The 19,001-nt window shown below is 72.2% G+C and carries 16 protein-coding genes; 10 read left to right on the top strand and 6 right to left on the bottom strand.

Translation table 11 applies throughout. The annotated features are described in order from the left end of the window. Positions 1–34 precede the first annotated feature (34 nt). The 3 genes from MJ876_RS16935 (at position 35) to MJ876_RS21900 (ending at position 6,498) form a co-directional block, all read left to right on the top strand. On the top strand, positions 35–1,828 hold the full coding sequence (locus MJ876_RS16935) for a DEDD exonuclease domain-containing protein (RefSeq protein ID WP_240238118.1): 1,794 nt from the start codon (positions 35–37) through the stop codon (positions 1,826–1,828). 22 nt (positions 1,829–1,850) lie between these two features. Next, positions 1,851–2,129, top strand: coding sequence for an Lrp/AsnC family transcriptional regulator (locus tag MJ876_RS16930; RefSeq protein WP_240238116.1), 279 nt, complete (start codon positions 1,851–1,853; stop codon positions 2,127–2,129). 124 nt (positions 2,130–2,253) lie between these two features. Next, positions 2,254–6,498, top strand: coding sequence for an Ig-like domain repeat protein (locus MJ876_RS21900; protein ID WP_275695180.1), 4,245 nt, complete (start codon positions 2,254–2,256; stop codon positions 6,496–6,498). 6 nt (positions 6,499–6,504) lie between these two features. Here MJ876_RS21900 and trpD read toward each other — a convergent pair whose 3' ends face one another. Both trpD and MJ876_RS16915 read right to left on the bottom strand, forming a co-directional pair. Next, positions 6,505–7,530, bottom strand: coding sequence for an anthranilate phosphoribosyltransferase (gene trpD, locus MJ876_RS16920; protein WP_240238113.1), 1,026 nt, complete (start codon positions 7,528–7,530; stop codon positions 6,505–6,507). Positions 7,531–7,578: 48 nt separating this feature from the next. Then, positions 7,579–8,004: a hypothetical protein gene (locus MJ876_RS16915; protein ID WP_374202483.1), complete on the bottom strand. Its 426-nt coding sequence runs from the start codon at positions 8,002–8,004 to the stop codon at positions 7,579–7,581. A gap of 57 nt (positions 8,005–8,061) precedes the next feature. Between MJ876_RS16915 and MJ876_RS16910 the strand changes: the two genes are divergently transcribed. From MJ876_RS16910 to MJ876_RS16880, 7 genes are all read left to right on the top strand, one after another. Further along, positions 8,062–8,565: a hypothetical protein gene (locus tag MJ876_RS16910; RefSeq protein WP_240238111.1), complete on the top strand. Its 504-nt coding sequence runs from the start codon at positions 8,062–8,064 to the stop codon at positions 8,563–8,565. A gap of 180 nt (positions 8,566–8,745) precedes the next feature. After that, positions 8,746–9,315: a heme-copper oxidase subunit III gene (locus MJ876_RS16905; RefSeq protein WP_240238255.1), complete on the top strand. Its 570-nt coding sequence runs from the start codon at positions 8,746–8,748 to the stop codon at positions 9,313–9,315. 62 nt (positions 9,316–9,377) lie between these two features. Further along, complete coding sequence (locus tag MJ876_RS16900) at positions 9,378–10,265, top strand: c-type cytochrome (RefSeq protein WP_374202482.1); 888 nt, start codon at positions 9,378–9,380, stop codon at positions 10,263–10,265. Then, positions 10,262–11,302: a ubiquinol-cytochrome c reductase iron-sulfur subunit gene (locus tag MJ876_RS16895; RefSeq protein ID WP_240238109.1), complete on the top strand. Its 1,041-nt coding sequence runs from the start codon at positions 10,262–10,264 to the stop codon at positions 11,300–11,302. Before MJ876_RS16900 ends, MJ876_RS16895 begins: the two co-directional genes overlap by 4 nt. Then, the gene (locus tag MJ876_RS16890) at positions 11,302–13,056 is read left to right on the top strand and encodes a cytochrome bc complex cytochrome b subunit (protein ID WP_240238107.1); all 1,755 of its coding nucleotides are present in this window, start codon (positions 11,302–11,304) and stop codon (positions 13,054–13,056) included. The genes MJ876_RS16895 and MJ876_RS16890 overlap by 1 nt, the downstream gene beginning before the upstream one ends. Positions 13,057–13,195: 139 nt before the next feature. Further along, positions 13,196–13,705: a SigE family RNA polymerase sigma factor gene (locus MJ876_RS16885; protein WP_240238105.1), complete on the top strand. Its 510-nt coding sequence runs from the start codon at positions 13,196–13,198 to the stop codon at positions 13,703–13,705. Further along, complete coding sequence (locus MJ876_RS16880) at positions 13,702–14,565, top strand: hypothetical protein (RefSeq protein WP_240238103.1); 864 nt, start codon at positions 13,702–13,704, stop codon at positions 14,563–14,565. Before MJ876_RS16885 ends, MJ876_RS16880 begins: the two co-directional genes overlap by 4 nt. Here the strand turns inward: MJ876_RS16880 and MJ876_RS16875 are convergent. From MJ876_RS16875 to coxB, 4 genes are all read right to left on the bottom strand, one after another. Beyond that, complete coding sequence (locus MJ876_RS16875; RefSeq protein ID WP_240238101.1) at positions 14,538–15,746, bottom strand: Ig-like domain-containing protein; 1,209 nt, start codon at positions 15,744–15,746, stop codon at positions 14,538–14,540. The genes MJ876_RS16880 and MJ876_RS16875 overlap by 28 nt on opposite strands. A 158-nt stretch (positions 15,747–15,904) precedes the next feature. After that, the gene (locus tag MJ876_RS16870; protein WP_240238099.1) at positions 15,905–16,300 is read right to left on the bottom strand and encodes a cytochrome c oxidase subunit 4; all 396 of its coding nucleotides are present in this window, start codon (positions 16,298–16,300) and stop codon (positions 15,905–15,907) included. After that, on the bottom strand, positions 16,297–18,003 hold the full coding sequence (ctaD, locus tag MJ876_RS16865; RefSeq protein ID WP_240238253.1) for a cytochrome c oxidase subunit I: 1,707 nt from the start codon (positions 18,001–18,003) through the stop codon (positions 16,297–16,299). The genes MJ876_RS16870 and ctaD overlap by 4 nt, the downstream gene beginning before the upstream one ends. A gap of 80 nt (positions 18,004–18,083) precedes the next feature. Beyond that, positions 18,084–18,968: a cytochrome c oxidase subunit II gene (gene coxB / locus MJ876_RS16860; RefSeq protein ID WP_240238098.1), complete on the bottom strand. Its 885-nt coding sequence runs from the start codon at positions 18,966–18,968 to the stop codon at positions 18,084–18,086. Between the last annotated feature and the right edge of the window lie 33 nt (positions 18,969–19,001).

Raw genomic sequence — 19,001 nt, 5'->3', positions numbered from 1 at the left:
ACGTTGTCGGCGGTCCGCCCTAGCGTCCGCGGCGATGGACACGAGGACGCAGGAGCGGACCACCACCGGGTCGCGGTGGGAGGAGCAGCGCAGCTTCGACGAGCTCGGCCGAGCGCTGCGCGACGAGACGTTCTGCGTGGTCGACCTGGAGACCACGGGCGGGTCGGCCGCCGGCGGGGCGATGATCACGGAGATCGGCGCCGTCAAGGTGCGCGGCGGGGAGGTGCTCGGCGAGTTCCAGACCCTCGTCGACCCCGGCACCGCGATCCCCTCGTTCATCGCGGTCCTCACGGGCATCACCGACTCGATGGTCGTCGGGGCGCCGCGGATCGAGTCGGCCCTGCCCGCCTTCCTCGACTTCGCCCGCGGCAGCGTCCTCGTCGCCCACAACGCCCCCTTCGACATCGGTTTCCTCAAGCACTTCGCGGAGCAGCAGCACCGGGCGTGGCCGCGGTTCGAGGTCCTCGACACCGCACTGATCGCGCGACGGCTGGTCACGCGCGACGAGGCGCCGAACTGCAAGCTGGCGACGCTCGCACGCGTGTTCCGGGCGGGGACGACGCCGAACCACCGCGCCCTGTCCGACGCGCGGGCGACCGTCGACGTCCTCCACGGGATGCTGGCGCGTCTCGGCGCCCAGGGCGTGCACACGCTGGACGAGCTGCGGACGTTCAGCTCCCGGGTCAGCCCGGCGCAGCGCCGCAAGCGACACCTCGCGGAGGGTCTCCCCCACGCCCCGGGCGTCTACCTCTTCCACGACGCCTCCGACCGGGTGCTGTACGTCGGGACCTCCCGCGACCTGCGCACCCGGGTGCGGTCCTACTTCACCGCCTCGGAGACCCGGTCGCGGATGGGCGAGATGGTCGGGGTCGCGACCGGTGTGCGGGGGATCGCCTGCGCCACCCCTCTCGAGGCCCAGGTCCGCGAGCTGCGCCTCATCGCCGAGCACAAGCCGCGCTACAACCGACGCTCCCGGTTCCCCGAGAAGGTGCACTTCCTCAAGCTGACCCGCGAGCCGTGGCCGCGGCTCTCGACGGTGCGCCAGGTCCTCGACGACGACGCCGACTACCTCGGTCCGTTCTCGTCGAAGAAGGTCGTCGAGCGGTGCCTCGCCGCGCTGCACGAGACCTTCCCGGTGCGCCAGTGCGGCGGCCGGCTCCCCCGTACGCCGTCCGGGTCGGCCTGCGCCCTCGCGGAGATGGGCCGGTGCCTGTCGCCCTGCGACGGCTCCGTCGACGCCGAGACGTACGGCGCCGTGGTCGCCCGCCTGCGGGACGCACTGCTGCACCGCCCGGAGGAGGTCGTGGAGACCGTCAACGCCCGCATGGCCGCCCTGGCCGAGGAGGAGCGCTACGAGGACGCCGGCACCGCGCGGGACCGGCTCGCGGCCTTCGTCCGCGCCGCCGCCCGGACCCAGCGGCTCGGGGCGCTCAGCGCCTGCCCGGAGATCGTCGCGGCCCGCAAGGAGGACGACGGCCGCTGGGCCGTGCACGTCGTGCGTCACGGCCGGCTCGCCGCCGCGGGGGTGATCCCCGCCGGCCACGACGCCCACGCCTGGGTCGCCACCCTGCGCGCCTCGGCGGAGACCGTCAGGGGCGGGCCCGGCCCGATCCCCGCGGCCACCGCCGAGGAGAGCGAGAAGGTGCTGCGCTGGCTGGAGTCACCGGGGGTCCGGCTGGTCGCCGTCGAGGGAGAGTGGACGTGCCCGCTGGCCGGCGCCGGCCGCCACCTGGCGCTCTACGACGCCGCGTCGCGCTCCCGGCTGGACCTCGTCCCCTTCGACCAACGGCGCGACGTGCGGCCCGTCCGCGGACCGGAGCGGACCTGAGGTCGCCGCTACGGTGACCCCCATGATCACCGCCATCGTCTTCGTCAGCGCCGACGTCGCCCGGATCCCCGAGGTGGCCGAGGGCATCGCGGCCCTCGACGGCGTGAGCGAGGTCTACTCGGTCACGGGCCAGATCGACCTGATCGCCCTGGTGCGGGTCCGCACCCACGAGGAGGTCGCCGACGTGGTCGCCGACCGCCTGAACAAGGTCGAGGGCGTCCGCTCCACCGAGACCCACATCGCGTTCCGCACCCACTCGCGCCACGACCTCGAGACGGCGTTCTCGCTCGGGCTCGACTGACCGATCGGCGGGCGCTCCCACCCGATCGGGTCATTTCCGCTGGTTCTCCTGTGGGCCGGCCACGCTTTTCCTACGGTTGCCGCGCCCCGGTGACTGCCCCGGGGTCGACACGAGGGGCCTCGGCATGCACAGCAGGACACACGCGCTCGTCGCGCTGACCACGGCGCTGGTCACGGCGCTGGTCACGGCGCTCACGACGGCACTCGCCACGGTCGCCCTCACCGCGGCGCCGGCGTCGGCCGCCCCCGGCGCGCCCGCGAACCTGTCGGCGGACGTCGCCGGCCCGGTCCTCTCCTGGGACGTCGTCCCCGCGGCGACGGGCTACGACGTGGAGCTGTCGTCCCGCTCGGACTTCAGCGTGCAGCTGTGGTCGAGGTCGACCGTCAACAGCCGCGTCGTCCCCGACGTCCCCCTGCCGTCCGGCCGCCTCTTCTGGCGGGTGCGGGCCAGGGAGGGCAGCATCGTCAGCGACTGGGCGAACGGCGAGGTCCGGCCGGCGACGGTCGACGCGCCCTCCGTCCTGCCCGTCACCGACGGCGGCGACCCGCTCCGCCAACCTGACAACCCCGCCCTCCTCCGGTGGACGGCGGTCCCGGGAGCCGTGTCGTACGAGGTGCAGGTCGGCACCGACCCGGAGTTCACCGACCCCGCGCAGTACGACGACCACGAGACCAGCTCCCTGGCCTGGCTGGTCGCCGACCCCGGGTCGCAGCTGCCCGGCAACACCTACCACTGGCGGGTCCGGGCCGATCTCGGCAGCAGCGTGGCGAGCCCCTGGTCCGACAACGGCACGTACGAGGTGGCGGGTCTGCCCCGTCCCGAGAACCCCGCGCCCGCCGACGACGCCGGCGGTGTGCCCGTGACCGACGTCGTCCTGGACTGGGACCCCGTCCCCGGTGCCGCCCGCTACGACGTCCGCATCAGCCCCGACCGGAACTTCAGCACCGGGACGACCACCCAGCGCACCGTCGCCACCCGCTGGTCGCCCCCGACCACCGTGAACAACGACCAGTACTACTGGCAGGTCCGTCCGATCGACGCACTCGGCATCGAGACGCCGTGGTCCGACGTCGACACCTGGGAGTTCCGGCGCAGCTGGCCCGACCAGCCGCGCCCGGTGCACCCCGCCGACGGGGCCGTCGTCGGCGACCCGCTGTTCGTGCAGTGGGAGCCCGTCCGGCACGCGAGCGAGTACTCCGTCGAGTTCAGCACGCGGTCGGACTTCCCCGCCGACAGCCGGACCACCAGGTCGTGCAGCACCGAGCAGACGACCCTCGTCCTGGACCCCCTGCCGGCCTCAGGGGCCTGCACCCTCCCGGCGGTCGGCGCGGAGCGCTACTACTGGCGGGTGCAGGGGGTGGACGACCCGAAGGGCGTCGTGACCGACGTCCTCAGCGCCCCGGTCCGCTCCTTCCTCTACCGGCCCGAGCGGGCGACGCCCACGGCCCCGGCTGACGGCGCGACCGTCGACGTCCCGACCATGCGTTGGGACGCCGCCCGAGGGGCCGCCCACTACCGGGTCCTCTGGACCTCCCTGAGCGGGGGCGCCACCCAGAGCGAGGAGGTCGCGACGACCTCCTTCACCCCGCCGCGGGAGCTCGACCCGGGGACCTACCGGTGGGAGGTCCGCGTCGTCGCTGCCTCGGGACGCACGGGCACGGGCACGGCCCCCGAGCTGCAGCGGCAGTTCACCGTGGCGGCCGCCCCCGCGGCCACCGCCACCGCGCCCGACCCCCTCGACGCGGTGCTGGAGCCGACGAACCGCTTCCCGACCCTGCGGTGGACGCCGGTCGAGGGGGCCACCCACTACCGCCTGCGGCTGCGCGCCGAGGGTGACAGCACCTACGTCGTCCAGGACACCGAGCACTTCTATCCTGCCGCCGAGCTCGTCGACGAGAAGCACCTCGTGACCGGAACGTTCTTCTGGCGGGTGGAGGCCTACGCCGACGACGTCTTCCTCGGGGTCGGACGCGAGGGCCGATTCACCATCGCTGCGTCGGACGACGTCACGAACCATCGGGCCGGCCTCGTGGGGACAGCGACGGGCGACCCGGACACCTGGTGCGACATGGGCCTGCCGGACCGCTGCCAGGACCTCGACCAGACACCGGTGTTCCGGTGGGACCCGGTGGCCGGCGCGTCGTCGTACCGCGTCCACGTGACGTTCGACAAGGAGCGTACGAGTCTGCTGCCCACTCCGCTCAAGCTCGAGCTCGAGACGAGCACCCCGATGTGGGCGCCGTCGAGGCAGCTGCCCGACAGCCAGGCGGGAGCGGCCTACTTCGTCTCCGTACGCGCCTGCAAGACACGGGACCCGCTCACCTGCGAGCCTGCCGCGCACGCGGAGCATGCAGTCAACAAGCTGACGACGCCGGTGCAGCTGGAGGCTCCGGCCGACGGCGCCCCGGTCGCGGACGACGTGACGTTCACCTGGCGGGACTACCTCGACACGAACCAGGACGCCACGCTCCCCCGGGACGTCACCGGGGTCACCGGGACCCTCGGCGCCCAGAGCTACGAGATCGAGGTCTCCACGGACCGGTCGTTCACGAGCACGAGTGCCCGTGTGGCGCGCGCCGTGGTCGACCAGACCACCTTCACCGCCCCGGGCGTCACCCTGCCGGAGGGCATCGTCCACTGGCGGGTCCGGGCGATCGACGCCTCCGGCAACCCGTTGCCGTGGAGCGCGGTGCGGAGCGTCGTCAAGCGGTCCCCCAAGCCGGTGCCGCTCACCCCGGCGCCGCGCGAGGTGGTGGACGGCGGGGCGCCCTTCCGGTGGGAGGCGCTGGGTTTCGCTGCGACGTACGACGTCGAGGTCCAGCGCAACGGCGTGGTCGTGAGCACGTCCGGCTGGAGCACGAAGCAGACCGCGCTCGCGCCGAGCGCCTCGCTCCCCGCCGGCGGTGGCTACACCTGGCGGGTCCGACGTGGCGACGCGAACAACCCCGCCCGCAAGGGTGAGTGGAGCGATCCGGTCCCCTTCACCGTCCGGGGGGCGACCCCACGCCAGGTCTCGCCGGCGGAGCAGGAGGAGCTGTCCCCGGCGGGTTCCCTCTTCTCCTGGGAGGTCGAGCCGACCGCCTCGCGCTACCGCTTCCAGCGCAGGACGGCGGGAGCCACGTCGCTGGCCGAGAACGTGGTGACGCCCGCGACCTCCCACGCCCCGCTGGTCCGGATACCGGCCGGCCGGCACGAGTGGCGTGTCGTCGCGCTGGACCCCGACGGCGGCGAGCTCGGGGCGTCGGGGTGGCGCGCCTTCACCGTCCAGAGCGCGCCCACCGCACCAGCGCCCCAGGTCGCCGGGTCGACGCGCGTCGGCAACTCGCTGATCGCCGCCGCGCCGGACTGGTCGATGCCGGACGTGGCGACCACCGTGCAGTGGTACCGCGGCAGCGTCCCGATCCCCGGGGCCACCGACCGCGAGTACGGCACGACCGGCGCGGACGTGAACCAGACGCTCAGGGCCCGCTTCACCGGCACCCGCCCCGGCTGGGCGCCGGGCACGGTGGACTCCGTCGGTGTCAAGGTCACTCCCGGCGTCGCACCGCAGCTGCTGTCCGCCCTCGAGGTGGACGGCCCGGGGCAGGTCGGGACCGAGCTCGAGGTGGGCCCGGTCTCGTGGGACATGCCCGACGTGGCGACGACCTACCAGTGGCTGCGCAACGACGGTCTGCTCCGCGGAGCGACCGCCGATACCTACCTGCTGACCCCTGACGACGTCGGCGACCGTGTCACGGTGCGCGTCACCGGCAGGCGTCCCGGGTACGACGACGCCGTCGTCGTGAGCGAGGTCGTCGTCGTCACCGGCGCCCCGGCACCGGTCGCCACGACGCCCCCCGGGACGACGGGGACGGCGAAGGTCGGCGAGACCCTGACCGCCGCGCCCGGCACCTGGTCGGTCGACGGCCTCACCTACTCCTACCAGTGGCTGCGCGACGGGGAGTCGATCAGCGGCGCGACCCGGTCGTCCTACCGGCTCGCGACCGCCGATGCCGGTCGCTCCGTCGCCGTGCGGGTCACCGCGCGGCGGACCGGCTACGCCGACGGGACGGCCACCAGCCCGGCCCGGAAGGTGGCCAGGTTGCCCTCGACCACGACCGCGACCCCGTCGGCCACCCGGGTGAGGGTCGGCCGCGCGGTCACGGTGGCGGTCGACGTCGGCGCCTCGGGTGCGACACCGTCCGGGACCGTGTCCCTCCTCGTCGACGGCACCAGGAAGGCGTCAACCACGCTCGACGCCGACGGCGAGGCGACGCTCAGGTACGTGCCGCGCTCGGCGGGCAGGGACAAGCTGGTCGTGAAGTACGCCGGCAGGGCGCCCGTCGCGGGGTCGCAGTCGCCCGCGACGACCCTCACCGTCGTCCGGTAGGCGAGCTCAGCGGCCGGAGGCTGCGACCCAGCGCTCCAGGGTCGCCGCGGCGGCCCCGGAGTCCAGGGCGTCGCGGGCGCGCTCGGCCCCCGCGGCCAGGCGCTCGGTCACGGACCCCTGGGTGCGCTCGTGCACGGCGAGCGCCGCGGCGGTGTTCAGCACGACGGCGTCGCGGACGTGCCCCGTCTGCCCGGCCAGCACGCTCCGCACGACGTCGGCGTTGTGCGCCACGTCGCCCCCGCGCAGGTCCTCCGCGGAAGCGCGCCCGATGCCGAGCTCGGCCGGGTCGACGGTGTGCTCGGTGACCTCGCCGTCCTCGACCCGCCACAGCGACGAGGTCGTGGTCGTGGTCAGCTCGTCCAGGCCGTCGTCCCCGCGGAACACCCACGCGTCGACACCGCGCGCCGCGTAGACGCCGGCCATCCGCGGCGCCATGCGCTCGTCGGCGCAGCCGATGGCCTGCGCCTGGGGCCGCGCCGGGTTGGCGAGCGGGCCGAGCACGTTGAACGTGGTGCCGATGCCCAGCTCGCGGCGTGGCACCGCCGCGTGCCGCAGCGCCGGGTGGAACGCGGCTGCGAAGCAGAAGGTGATGCCGGCCTCGGCCGCCACCGCGGCGACGCGCGCCGGTGACAGGTCGAGGCGGATCCCCAGGTGCTCCAGCACGTCGGCGCTGCCCGCCTTGGAGGAGGCGGAGCGGTTGCCGTGCTTGACGACCGTGGCGCCGGCGCCCGCAGCCACGATGGCCGACATCGTCGAGATGTTCACCGAGGCCGACCGGTCACCGCCGGTGCCGACGACGTCGAGCAGCCGGCCGGGCACGTCCATCGGGTTGGCGTGCACGTACATCTGCTCGACGATCCCGGTGAGCTCCTCCACCGTCTCGCCCTTGGCGCGCAGCGCGACGGCGAAACCGGCGATCTGCGCCGGGGTCGCCTCGCCGGCGAGGATCTCGCCCATCGCCCACGAGGTGGCGTCGCGGTCGAGGTCGGTGCCGGCGACCAGTGCGCCGAGGACGTCGGCCCAGCTGGTCACGGGGTGCTCACGGGTGGCTCACGATCCGGTCACGACTTCCCGGGCCGCTCAGGCCCCGGCGGTCGCCGCACGGCGCCGCAGCAGGACGACGACGGACTCGGCGAGCTGGACCGGGTCGATCGGGTGCGGGCAGACGGCCTCGGCGCGCGACCAGGTCGCCAGCCACGCGTCCTGCGGGCGTCCCGTCAGCACGAGGATCGGCGGGCAGGAGTAGATCTCGTCCTTGAGCTGCTTCGCGATGCCCATGCCGCCGGCGGGCACGGCCTCGCCGTCGAGGATCGCGAGGTCCACGCCCCCGGCGTCCATCTGCTGGATCACCACCGGCTCGGTGGCCACCTCGACGTACTCGCACTCGGGCAGGTCGGGGTGCGGGCGACGGCCCAGCGCCAGGATCACCTGCTCGCGGACGTTGCGGTCGTCGGAGTAGACCAGCACCCGCAGCGGGGCGGTCCGGTTCACGCTCTGCTCGGCCACGGCCGTGATGCTAGCCGTCGCACGCCCGGTGCGGCTCGCGGCCCGTGCCCTCCCGCCATGGGTCCCGGCGCGGCCGAGCGCGGCTTCGAGGTCGTACGACGGGTCCACCTGCCCGTCGACCCCGGTGCCGCCTGGGCACGGGTCACCACCGCCGACGGCGTCGCGGACGAGCTGCGCCCCCTGCTGCGCATGACGGTGCCTCGCGGGCTGCGCGACGGCCTCGCGGGCGTGCGGCCCGGCGAGCCGGCGGGCCGCGCCTGGCTGCTGCTCGGCGGGGTCCTCCCCGTGGAGTGCGACGACCTCGTCGTCGTCGGCATCGGTGAGCGCTGGTTCACGGAGCGGTCGAGCCTGGTGAGCCTGCGGACCTGGGAGCACCGGCGCGAGGTGCTCGCGGACCCCGGGGGCGGGTGCGTCGTCGTCGACCGCCTCCGCGGCACGCCGCGCCGGGCTCTCGGCCTCGTGCCCGGCTCGGTCCGGCTGGCCCGCGGCCTCGTCACCGCGCTCTTCGCCCACCGCCACCGACGACTGCTGCGGTGGGCCCGGAGCGGTACCCCCGGATGAGGCCGCCCGAAACCCGGTGACGGCGCCCGTCCGCGCCCCCGCGACCCACCCCGGACACCGGGGTGGGGCCCACCGGACAGACGCCGGGTGCAAAGGCATAATGCTCGCGTGGCGACAGCAGCAGCGAGCATCCCGGCCTCCCGGCTCCACGGGCACCGCGACCGACCCGACATGGTCAGCGTGGGCACGATCATCTGGCTCGCCAGCGAGCTCATGTTCTTCGCGGCGCTGTTCGCGTCGTACTTCACGATCCGTGCGGTCTCCCCGGAGCTCTGGGCCCAGCAGACCGCCGAGCTGAACGTCCCGTTCGCCTCGGTCAACACGTCGATCCTGGTGGCGTCGTCCATCACCTGCCAGCTGGGCGTGTTCGCCGCCGAGCGCGGCCAGCCCGGGCGCTCCGGCACCGTCTGGCAGATCAAGCAGTGGGGCCTGCGCGAGTGGTTCATCCTCACGTACGTCATGGGCGCCGTGTTCATCGCCGGCCAGGCCATCGAGTACGCCGAGCTCATCCACCTGGGCGTGACGATCCCCGACTCCGCCTACGGCACGATGTTCTACCTGACCACCGGCTTCCACGGCATCCACGTGACCGGCGGCCTCATCGCCTTCCTCTTCGTGCTGGGGCGCACCTACATGGCCAGGCGGTTCACCCACGAGCAGGCGGTCAGCGCGATCGTCGTCTCCTACTACTGGCACTTCGTCGACGTGGTGTGGATCGCGCTGTTCGCGACGATCTACCTCATTCAGTGAGGCGTTCCGCGTCTCGGCCCTGGGTACCTAGAACTCGACTCGATATCACTGTGAGGAACAGCGTGCGACTCCTGAACCGCTCCGCCGGACGGCTCACCCGAGGACGTCGGGGACCCCTCGCCGGCCTGGTGGTGCTGCTGCTCGGGCTCCTGATGACCGGGGGCCTGTACAGCGCGTTCGCGCCGTCCCAGCAGGCGGCCGCCGACCAGGCCACGGCCGACGACGAGCTGGTGGCCCAGGGCCGTGAGCTGTTCCTCGTCGGATGCGCCTTCTGCCACGGCAAGAACGGCGAGGGCATCGAGACCTCCGACGGCCAGCAGCTCGGCCCGGTCCTCGTGGGCGTGGGCGCCGCGGCCGTCGACTTCCAGGTCGGCACCGGCCGCATGCCGCTGGCCGCCCCCGGCCAGCAGGGTCCGTCCAAGAAGCAGGCCTACTCCGACGAGGAGCGCGAGGCCCTGGCCGCGTACGTCGCCTCGCTCGGCCCCGGCCCCGCCATCCCGTCCGAGCAGGACTGGTCGCTCGACGGCCTGACCGACGAGGAGCAGGAGGAGGCCGTCGTGCGCGGCGGCCAGATCTTCCTCACCAACTGCACCGCCTGCCACAACTTCGCGGGCTCCGGTGGCGCGATGCCGGAGGGTGGCTACGCCCCGAACGTCCGCGAGACCGAGGAGCAGTACGTCTACGAGGCGCTGCTGACCGGTCCCGGTCAGATGCCGTCGTTCTCCGACGGCAACCTGTCGCAGACCGAGAAGCGCGACGTGATCGCGTACCTCAACTCCGTCGACGAGTCCCCCGACTACGGCGGCCTGACCCTCGGCTCGCTCGGCCCGGTGGTCGACGGCGCCGTGACCTGGGTCGTCGGCATCGGCGTCCTGGTCGGCTTCGCCGTCTGGATCGCCGCCCACACCACCCGCACCGACCGCAAGAAGAAGGGCGAGGTGACGACGTGACCCTCGAGCAGGAGCGCAGCTCCTCCCGCGTGCCCCAGGTCCCGATCGAGGACCCGGGTCTCGGCGAGCACACCTGGCGCCCGACCGACGTCGCCGAGGCCAAGGAGCGCCGGGCCGAGCGACAGGTCGCCGCCCTGTTCGTCGTGTCGATGGTCTGCACCGTCGTCTTCGTCGTCGCCTACTTCGCCATCGACATCGGTGACAACTGGACCACGTTCGCCGGCCTCGGCGCCTCGACGCTCGTCCTCGGCCTGTCCCTGGCCGGCGCCCTGCTGTGCATCGGCGTCGGGATCATCCACTGGGCGCGCAAGCTGATGGCCGACAAGGAGATCGTCGAGATGCGGCACCCCGCCGCGTCGAGCGACGACGACCGCGAGGCCACCCTGAAGGCGCTGGACGACGGTCTGCAGGAGTCCGGCATCGCCCGGCGGCCCCTGATCCGCAACACCCTCATCGGCGCGGTCGGCCTGCTCGGCATCCCGGCCGTCGTCGGTCTGCGCGACCTGGGCCCGCTGCCCGGGGACAAGCTCTTCTCCACCATCTGGGAGGAGGGCATGCTGCTCGCCCGCGACGTCGTGGGCACCCCGATCCGCCCGTCCGACATGGAGATCGGCGACCTGATCAACGGCCAGCCCATCGCCCTGTTCGAGACGGACGAGGAGGGTGAGCCGCTGTACGAGGGCGAGGACCTCCTGGTCAACAAGGCCAAGGCGTCGATCGTCGTCGTGCGGATGGACCCCTCCGACAACACCCCCGCCCCCGGCCGCGAGAACTGGGCCGTCGACGGGATCCTGTGCTACTCCAAGATCTGCACCCACGTCGGGTGCCCGATCAACCTGTACGCGCGGAAGACGCACCACCTGCTCTGCCCGTGCCACCAGTCGACGTTCGACCTCTCGGACGGCGCACGTGTGGTCTTCGGCCCGGCAGCGCGGCCGCTTCCGCAACTTCCGTTGGCGGTCAACGAGGACGGTTACCTCGTGGCCCAGTCCGACTTCACCGAACCCGTCGGACCCAGCTTCTGGGAGCGTGGCTGATGAGCACGACAGAGACCAACGGCGCCGGCCAGTCGTCGGTCGCCTCGCAGGTGGCCAGCACGAACGGCGCCAAGGCGTCGTCGGCGAAGAAGGGCTCGCCCGTCGGCAAGGCGGCCAACTGGGCCGACGAGCGCCTCGGGCTCGCAGGCGCCGCGAAGAAGAACCTCCGCAAGGTCTTCCCGGACCACTGGTCGTTCATGCTGGGCGAGATCGCCCTGTGGAGCTTCGTCGTCCTGCTGATCACGGGCGTCTTCCTCACCCTGTGGTACCGCCCGTCGATGGCCGAGGTCACCTACACCGGTGCCTACGAGCCGATGCGCGGCCTGCACGTGTCGGAGGCGTTCGCCTCGACGGTGGACCTGTCCTTCGACGTCCGCGGCGGCCTGCTGATGCGTCAGATGCACCACTGGGCGGCGATGCTCTTCATCGCGGCGATGCTGGTGCACATGATGCGCGTCTACTTCACCGGCGCGTACCGCAAGCCGCGCGAGCTGAACTGGGTCATCGGCGTCCTGCTGCTCGTGATGGGCACGCTCGAGGGCTTCACCGGCTACTCGCTGCCCGACGACATGCTCTCCGGCACCGGCATCCGCGCCGCGGACGGCTTCGTGAAGTCGATCCCGGTGATCGGCACCTACGCGTCGTTCTTCCTGTTCGACGGGGAGTTCCCGGGCTCGGCGGTCATCTCGCGCCTCTACACCGTCCACGTGCTGCTGCTGCCCGGCCTGATCCTGGGTCTGATCGCCGCGCACATGCTGCTGCTCGTCTACCACAAGCACACGCAGTGGCCTGGACCCGGCCGCACCGAGCAGAACGTCGTGGGCTACCCGATGCTCCCGGTGTACGCCGCCAAGGCCGGCGGGTTCTTCTTCATCGTCTTCGGCGTCACCGCGCTGCTCGGCGGTCTGTTCACGCTGAACCCGATCTGGGCCTACGGCCCCTACGACCCGTCGAAGGTCACCGCGGGCTCGCAGCCGGACTGGTACATGGGCTGGCCCGACGGCGCGCTCCGGATCTTCCCCGGACCGCCGCTCGAGTACAGCTTCTTCGGGGTCACGCTCTCGCTGAACGTGTTCATCCCAATCATCCTGCTGCCGACGATCGCCATCCTGATCCTGCTGGCCCTGCCGTTCGTGGAGGCCTGGATCACCAAGGACAAGCGTGAGCACCACCTGCTCGAGCGTCCGCGCGACGCCCCGGGCCGGACGGCCACGATGGTGGCGCTGATGACGTTCTACGGCCTGATGTGGATGGCCGGCGGTAACGACATCATCGCGATCACCTTCGACCTGAGCATCAACCAGATCACGTACTTCCTGCGGGTGGCCGTGATCGTCGGGCCGATCCTGGCGTTCATCATCACCCGGCGCTGGTGCATCTCGCTGCAGCGCAAGGACAAGGAGGACCTGCTTCACGGGTACGAGACCGGCATCATCATGCGGTCCGCCCAGGGTGGCTTCTCCGAGCGTCACGAGCCCCTGCCGGTCGGGAAGGCGTACGCGATCGCCCAGCGCGACCCGGACCGTCCGGTCGAGCTGGAGCGGGCCACCGACGAGAACGGGGTCCCCTCCCCCACCACCCGGTCGGCGAGGCTGCGTCACCGTCTCTCGGCCTACCTCCACGGCGGCGGGGTCGACACCCCGACCCGGGCGGAGCTGGAGAAGGCGCACGCCCACGCGGCCCACGAGCACGAGCTGGAGGGCTCGGGCGACGACAGGGCACTCACGGCGCGGGGCGAGAACACCCCGCACTGACCGCTCGACCGGAACCCCGGATCCGGCCCCCACGGGCCGGGTCCGGGGTTCTTGGCGTCCGGGGTGTCACGCCCCGCGCGACCGGCGGCGTCCCAGGGGTATGACGATGACCAGCGCCACGCCACCCGAGGCGGTCCGCATGGGCGACCCACCCCCCGGGCCCGACGGGCCCCTCGACTTCGACCGCTTCGTCGCCGAGACGGCGCCGCGGCTCCACCGGACGGCGGTCCTGCTCTGCGGCGACCACCACCTGGCCGAGGACCTGACCCAGACGACGTACGCCAAGCTCTTCTCGCGGTGGTCGGCCGTGCGCGCGTCGACCAATCCGGTGGCGTACGCCCGGACGACGCTCGTGCGGACCTTCCTCTCCCAGCGCCGCCGGCGCTCCTCCGCCGAACGGCCGGCCGAGCACGTCGACGACCGAGCCGTCGAGGACCCCGACACCGCCCGCCGCCTGGACCTCCTGGCGGCGCTGGCCGAGCTCTCCCCGACCGACCGCACCGTCCTGGTCCTCCGCTACCTCGAGGACCTCAGCGTCGCGCAGACGGCACACCTGCTAGGGATCACGGAGCCCACGCTCCGTGCCCGCAGCTCGCGCGCCGTCGCCCGGCTCCGCACCCGCTTCCCCGACTTGGAGGACCCCGCATGAAGCTCGACGACCTGATGCGCGACGCCGTCGCGCCCGTGGAGATCGACGTCCACGACCTCGCTCGGACCGCCCGCGCCCGGGGCACGGTCCGCCGTCGTCAGCGCCGTCTGGCCACCGTCCTGGCCGGTGCCGGGGCGGCCGCGGCCGTCACCGGGGTCGCGCTGGTGCTCCCCACGACGGGCGGCGGGTCGGCGCCGAGCGCACCGACGGTGGCGTCCGAGCCGACGGCCTCCCCCGCCGCCGAGGCGCGGCTCGACGGACGGTCCACCGTCGCCGTCCTCGTCGACCTGCTCAACCAGGTCGGCGCCGAGGGCGTCACCGACACCTACGGCGGCCAGGGAGCCAGCGGTGGCTCCCCGGACACCTACGGCGACCTCCACCTCACTCCGCCCGGCGAGGGTCTGGGCGAGGTCGGCGTCAACGTCCAGGGCGCTGACATGCTCGGGCTGGTCGGGGAGCGCTGCGCGGGGTACATGGCCGACTGCTCCGTGCGCACCCTGCCGGACGGGGACGTCCTGCGGGTCTACAGCGACACCGGCGACGGGCCGGGTGAGCGACGGGTCGCCGAGCTGCTCTCGGAGCGCCGGGGGCTGCGGGTCGTCGTCGCGGCGACGAACGGCCTCGACCTCCCGTCGAGCCGCTGGGACGTCACCCGCGACGGCACGGTGCTCGACGACGACCAGCTGGTCGCGATCGCCACCGACAGCGTGTGGGGGTTCCGCGTGCCCGGTGAGTACGCCGAGCAGGGCGCCGCCCTGGCGCCGTACACCGACTACGACGCCGACGTGTGGGCAGAGCCGTCCACGGACCCCACGCAGGGTCCCGACGGGGCTCAGCCCAGCGCGGACCCCTCGGAGTAGTCCTGGAAGGACTCGTTCCAGTCGCCCCACCCGTTGTCGACGGTCATGGGGCGGCTGGAGCCGGTCACCTCGACCACGTCGCCGCGCTTGGTGTTGTCGTACACCCACGCGGCGTCCTCGGTGCTCATGCCGACGCAGCCGTGGCTCACGTTCGCCGAGCCCTGGGACCCCACGGACCACGGGGCGGCGTGCAGGAACTCACCGGAGTTCGTGACGCGCAGGGCGTACTCGACGTCGTCGATGTTGTAGTACTCGGGGTCGCCGGGCTGGATTCCGGTGGTCGCGGCGTCCATCGTCTTCGTCCGGAACTTCTCCATGATCACCTTGGTGCCGGAGCGGGTCTCGAAGCCGCCCTTGCCCGCGCTGATCGGCATCGTCCGTGCCAGGTCGCCGTCGATGAAGGTCTTCATGGTGTGGGCGGCGATGTCGACGCGGTTGATGACCGACGAGCCGACCGTGAAGTCGATGCTGCGGCTCTCCTGGCCGTAGATGCCGCCGCCCGCGTCGACGGAGTTGACGTCCGCGTCGACCGTGACCTCGGTGCCGGGCTCCCAGTAGTCCTTCGGGCGCCAGCGCACCTCGCTGTCGCTGATCCAGTGCCAGGAGCCGGGCTGGGCGGGAGTGCTCTCCACCGACAGGTGACGCTCGATCGACGCCCGGTCGGTGACCGGCACGTCGAACTGCACGATCACCGGCATGCCCACGCCGACGGTCTCGCCCTCCAGGGGCGCGACCGAGGGGAACGTCTGCTGGTCCAGGGTGAGGTCCTGGGTGGTGAAGCGGGTGCGGGTGGTCCCGGACTCGCCGTCCTCCCCCGTGGCCTCGGCCGTGAGCGTGTACGTCGTGCCGGGCTCGAGGCGGTCGGTGGCCACCCAGCCGCCGTCGTCGGCGACGACGCCCTCGAGGTCCTTGCGGGGTCCGCTGAGGGTCACCCGTCCCAGCTCGCCGCCCGTCACCCGGACGGTCGGACGCGCGTCGACGGGGACGGCGCCCGCGCCGTCCTGCGGGGTCGCCGTGATCTCCAGCGACCCGTCGTCCTGCGACGCCCCGTCACCGGAGGCGGAGCCCCCGGCGCCGGAGCCACCGGACCCGCCCGGCAGGACGTCGGCGGCGGAGCAGCCGGCCGTCACGGTGAGGCCGAGGACGGCGGTGGCGGCGACTGCCGCGCGACGCAGACGCACGACGGACACGGTTCCTCCAGGACGGGCAGGGAGGGTGGGGGCCCGGGCGCGCGAGCGCGCCCGTCGTCCAGGTTAACCCGGCGGCCACGCCCCGAAACGCAGCGGACGGCCCCCGCGTGGCGGGGGCCGTCCGGGAGCGTGCTGCTGCGGAGTGGGGCTCAGTGGGCGTGGACGCCCCGGTAGTACTCGAAGACCCACCCGGACAGGGCGATGGAGCCGAAGACGACACCGATGATGAACAGCCACCAGCCGAAGACGACACCGAGGACGCACACGGCGAGGGTGGAGGCGCACCACAGCGGCCACCACGAGTACGGCGGGAAGAAGCCGAGCTCGCCGGCGCCCTCCGCGATCTCGCCGTCCTTGCGGTCCTCGGGCCGCGGGTCCATCCGGGCGCCCGAGGCGCCGAGGTAGAGCGCGACCATCAGGACCAGCAGGGTGGCCATGACCAGCGCCGAGGTGCCGGTCCAGTCGCCCGTCACGAACCAGTAGACGGGGCTCACGGCGGCGAAGAAGATCGCCGAGCTGCCGAAGACCCAGGTCTCCGCCTTCATCGGTCGGTGTCCCTCTCGTCGTCGATCTTGTTCTTGCGGTCCTCCACGACCCGCTCACGGAGCATCTCCGCGCGCCCGGCCATGTCGGGGGTGTCCGTCGGGGTCTCGCCCAGGATGGCGCCGTTGTCCTCGAGCTCGAGGGCCGCCACCTCCGGGTGGTGCAGGTCGAAGGCCGGCGACTCCGAACGGATGCGGGGCAGCTCGTGGAAGTTGTGGCGCGGCGGCGGGCAGCTCGTCGCCCACTCCAGCGACCGGCCCCAGCCCCAGGGGTCGTCGACCTCGATCTTGCGCGACCGGCGCGAGACGTAGACGTTCCAGAGGAACGGGAGCGTCGAGGCGGCCAGCACGAACGAGCCGATGGTCGACACCTGGTTCAGGGTGGTGAAGCCGTCGTCGGGCAGGTAGTCGGCGTAGCGACGGGGCATGCCCTCGACGCCGAGCCAGTGCTGCACCAGGAAGGTGGTGTGGAAGCCGACGAACAGCAGCCAGAAGTGCAGCTTGCCGAGGCGCTCGTCCAGCATCCGGCCCGTCATCTTCGGCCACCAGAAGTAGAACCCGGCGAACATCGCGAACACCACGGTGCCGAAGACGACGTAGTGGAAGTGCGCGACCACGAAGTAGGAGTCGGAGACCGCGAAGTCCAGCGGCGGCGAGGCCAGCAGGACGCCGGTCAGGCCACCGAAGAGGAAGGTGACCAGGAAGCCGACCGACCACAGCATCGGGGTGTCCATCGAGACGCTGCCGCCCCACATGGTCCCGATCCAGTTGAAGAACTTCACCCCTGTGGGCACCGCGATCAGGAACGTCATGCCCGAGAAGAACGGCAGGTCGACCGCGCCCGTCACGAACATGTGGTGCGCCCAGACGGCGACCGAGAGGATCGCGATGGCGAGCGTGGCGCCCACCAGGCCGACGTAGCCGAAGATCGGCTTGCGGCTGAACACCGGGAAGATCTCGGTCACGATGCCGAAGAACGGCAGCGCGATGATGTAGACCTCCGGGTGCCCGAAGAACCAGAACAGGTGCTGCCAGAGGATCGGTCCGCCGTGGGCGGCGTCGAACACGTGGGCGCCGAGCAGGCGGTCGGCCTCCAGCGAGAGCAGCGCGCCGGCGAGGATCGGGAACGCGATCAGCACGAGCAGGCTCGTGACGAGCGTGTTCCAGACGAACAGCGGCATCCGGAACATGGTCATGCCGGGCGCGCGCATGCAGATGATCGTGGTGATGAAGTTGACCGCGCCGAGGATCGTGCCCAGGCCGGCGAGCCACAGGCCCATGATCCAGAGGTCGCCACCGGCACCCGGCGAGCGGACGGCGTCCGACAGCGGGGTGTAGGCGAACCAGCCGAACGCGGCGGCGCCGTTGGGGGTCAGGAACCCGGAGGCGGTGATGAGGCCGCCGAACAGGAACAGCCAGTAGCTGAACATGTTGAGCCGCGGGAACGCGACGTCCGGCGCCCCGATCTGCAGCGGCATGATCACGTTGGCGAAGCCGAAGAACAGCGGCGTCGCGAACAGCAGCAGCATGATCGTGCCGTGCATCGTGAAGAGCTGGTTGTACAGGTCGTCCGAGACGACCTGCTTGCCCGGGAACGCCAGCTCCGAGCGGATCAGCATGGCCATGAGGCCCGCGATCAGGAACCAGCTGAACGACGTGACGAGGTACATCTTGCCGATCAGCTTGTGATCGGTCGTCGTGATCATCCGGACGATCAGCTGCCCGAGCGTCGCGTTGCGCTCAGCGCCGGCCCCCGGGGTCGCGGTGGTGGGGGGCAGTGTTGCGGTCACTGGCTGGCCTCCTCTTCCTCGAGCCCGGCCACGGTGTCGGCGTCGTCGCCGCCGGTCACCGGCTCGGGGCTGAAGTTCTGACCGGTGCCGGCCAGCTCGTCGAGGTAGGCCTCGTACTCCTCGGGGGAGACCACGTCGACGTTGAACAACATGCGGGAGTGGGAGACACCGCAGAACTCGGTGCACTTCCCCTTGAAGAAGCCCTCCTGATTGGGGACCACCTGGAAGTTGTTGGTGCGGCCCGGGATGACGTCCATCTTCATCAGGAAGCCGGGCACCCAGAAGCCGTGGATCACGTCGGGCGAGTGCAGGTTGAACTGGACCCGCTCACCCTCCGGCAGCACCAGCGTGGGGATCTCGCTCGCGGTGCCGCTGTAGTAGACGTAGCCCTCGTCGCCCTCGTCGGACGTGTAGGGGTAGTTGAAGGTCCAGGACCACTGCTGGCCCACGACCTCGAGCTCCACGTCGGGGTCCTGCTCGTCCAGCACCTCGTTCTGCACGGTGAGCGTCCAGTAGAAGAAGACGACCACCATCATGATCGGCGCGACGGTGTAGAAGATCTCGAGCGGCAGGTTGTAGCGCGTCTGCACGGGGACCTCGTCCTCGTGGCGACGGCGGTACCGCACGACCACGTAGCCGATCAGGCCCCACACGATGATGCCGACCAGGATGGCGGCCAGCCAGGCCCACCGCCACAGGTCGTAGATGGCCGGAGCCTGCTCCGTGGCGGGTTCCGGCATGGCCAGGCCGCGGATCTGACGCTCGGTCTCCGCGGAGCAGCCGGCGAGCAGGGCGAGGCCCACCGCGCCGACGGCGGCCAGGCCCACACGCTTCGCCCGGCTCCCGGCGGAGCGGCGACGCCCGGGGTTCTCACAAGGCACTCGACGAGCCTCTCTCTGCAACGAGCACGACGC

It is taken from the genome of Nocardioides sp. CFH 31398, assembly GCF_022436705.1.
GTDB lineage: Bacteria > Actinomycetota > Actinomycetes > Propionibacteriales > Nocardioidaceae > Nocardioides.
Note: the sequence above shows the minus strand (reverse complement) of the source record. Positions and strands in the feature narration are given on the sequence as shown.